General features: G+C 58.7%; 2 protein-coding genes. One reads left to right on the forward strand and one right to left on the reverse strand.

Annotation, left to right across the window (positions count from 1 at the left end):
- Positions 1 to 63 precede the first annotated feature (63 nt).
- Positions 64 to 1,233 (reverse strand): potassium channel family protein, encoded by a 1,170-nt coding sequence (locus FHY05_RS22185; RefSeq protein ID WP_183946699.1) that lies wholly within the window; start codon positions 1,231 to 1,233, stop codon positions 64 to 66.
- A gap of 285 nt (positions 1,234 to 1,518) precedes the next feature.
- Here FHY05_RS22185 and FHY05_RS22190 point away from each other — a divergent pair, with 285 nt between their 5' ends.
- Positions 1,519 to 2,019 carry a hypothetical protein gene (locus tag FHY05_RS22190; RefSeq protein WP_183946701.1) on the forward strand — a complete coding sequence of 167 codons (501 nt, stop codon included), beginning with the start codon at positions 1,519 to 1,521 and terminating at the stop codon, positions 2,017 to 2,019.
- Positions 2,020 to 2,182: the final 163 nt, after the last annotated feature.

The following is a 2,182-nucleotide window of genomic DNA, read 5'->3' on the forward strand; positions in this document are numbered from 1 at the left end:
CATCGGCCGCATCCTCGACCTCTACCCACCACAGGAGTGCGCCAACTACTTCACCAACGCCGGTTACGATGCAGACTGATCGGAAACCGCTCTAAGCGATCGCGCCGTTCCGACCGGCACGCACGCCTTACCCCCGCGTTTCGGCAGCCGCTTGGCATTCAGTAAGTCGGTTATGCAGAGTGTCGCAACCGAGTTCGAAATATTAAGACGCCCGGCGATGACCTTGTGGATCCCGGTGGGCCACTCCGATCTTGGTTTCGCTGGAAATGCCTCAAAAACGCGCTCGATTTGGATGGGATGATGCCCAATCGCGGTCCATGCACGGGCGTCGACTATCTTCGCGTCCATGTAGCGCTCCAATGCGGTGAGGCGGTTGCGTGCAGACAGCTCGACATTTGGCGGTGCTGCTGGCGGCTCGCTCAGCAGAACTCGGATGGCGGCTCGCCAAAGCGAATCTCGACTGCGCGGCTTGTGGTGGAGCGCGCCCATGCGGTGGACGATGCGGGTGAGCTTGCTCATGTTGGAGAAAGACCGTCGCATCACCATCACATCGGCGAGCTGCAGACAGCCGCCGTGCAGCTTCTGGAGCATTTTGAACGAGTCCCTGATCTCGTCGTATAGGCCTATTAGGGCGGTGAAGTTTCCGAACTCGACGACGGAGGCTTGGTGCGCGTTGAACATGAGGTAATTGCCCATCGCCTTGGTCAAGCGAAGATGTGCTTCAAGCGCAAGGTTCAGATCGGCTACGCTCCCATCGTTGGCAAACCCTTGAATCCGCGTCCGCATGCTCTGCAGCTCGTCAGCGAAGTCAGAAATCCGTCTCTGGGTATCGCTAGTATGAAGTAGAAGAAGAAGCGATGATTGGCGCTCCGAAGCGACCTTGCCGATAAAAATTGCTGTTAGTAGTAAGCCGGACAAGACATCGAGTATTGCAACGATGCGGCCGAATCCGACCGGGAGCAGCTCGCCATATCCAAGCGAGGTGAAGGTGACGAGGACGAAGTAGACGCAGTCGAGAAGGCTCGCACCGCCCTCCTTCAGTGCTTGGCCATTCGGCCCAAACCGGAACCATAGTGACGATGCCAGCAGCACCAAGCCGGCCAGAAGAAGTACATCGACATAGGTGATCCGTTCGACCAGGCGGCCGAACGGGCTGGTCATATTCTGTTTGGCGTGCGGCGTCAGATCTTCTGCGAGGATGGGTTCGTCTAGAGGCTCGGTATCGTCGCTCACGCTGCCCCCTTGGCATTGGCTTCGTCAGTTTCATGGCGCGGGTGCTGCATGATCCGACTCGGGTTCACGTTACGCAAGTGCTACCAAGCGCCGGTGCCCTACGCACTGGTAGCATCAGAGCCGCCAGCATGAGCCGGTCGGCTTGATCACCGATCCATGAACGAGGCACCGATCCCGGGCGGAGACATTAGCGGTGTGAATGATCGGGAATGGGTCCTCGGCTCGCGAGGGCAGGGGGCCGCAAGCGCCCACTAGCGGGCGTTCAGACACGTGCTACGTTGAGCCATGCTCGCTCATCTTCTCATGGTGGTCACCGCTGCGGCCATCGGAACGACCGCTTCCTCGCAATCTGTCGCAGATGCTCCTGGATCCGACGAGGTGATAATCGGAGCGTGGTCTGATCCAGCGAAGTGCAATCGAGAAAGCGCGCAAAATGTGTCTTTTGCTGAGGTTCTGGAGAAAAGAGATAAGCTGACCGGCGCCTGTGTCGCAGTCGAAGGTTTCTGGAGCAGCCGCGCTCTTTTTGGTAAAGCATCTCACGGCAACGCGAAAGGATCGAACTCGACCCGCTCGCTCGCAGGCTACCGCATCGGCATCTATGCTCGAGAAGAGGTTCTTCAGCACGCTCCAAAACATGCCATGCGGTACAGGATGATCGGCGTCGTCGGTCAATGCGAAACTGAGTGGCCGGGCGCCATGATGGTTCTCGGTTACTGCCACTATACAAGCGGCCCGATCCTCAAAGTGTCGCAAGTCGTTCCCCAGAAAGCCTCGAGTGTCCGCTAGCCTTCCAAGACCTGACCTGGCCACGGCTTTGCGGCGCGTCACGCGTGTCGGCCGTGAAGATTAATGGCCGTCCGTGTGTGGACGCCCCACCGGATACAAGGGGGTGTTCGGAAGATTTGATCGCGCGGGTTCAGGTGCTTCCGTGTGTCCGGCCTGTGATGCA

It is taken from the genome of Sphingomonas sp. BK580, assembly GCF_014194975.1.
GTDB lineage: Bacteria > Pseudomonadota > Alphaproteobacteria > Sphingomonadales > Sphingomonadaceae > Sphingomonas.

Coding starts and splice junctions, on each gene's coding strand:
- FHY05_RS22190 (WP_183946701.1), top strand. CDS start 1,519: ATGCTCGCTCATCTTCTCATGGTGGTCACCGCTGCGGCCATCGGAACG.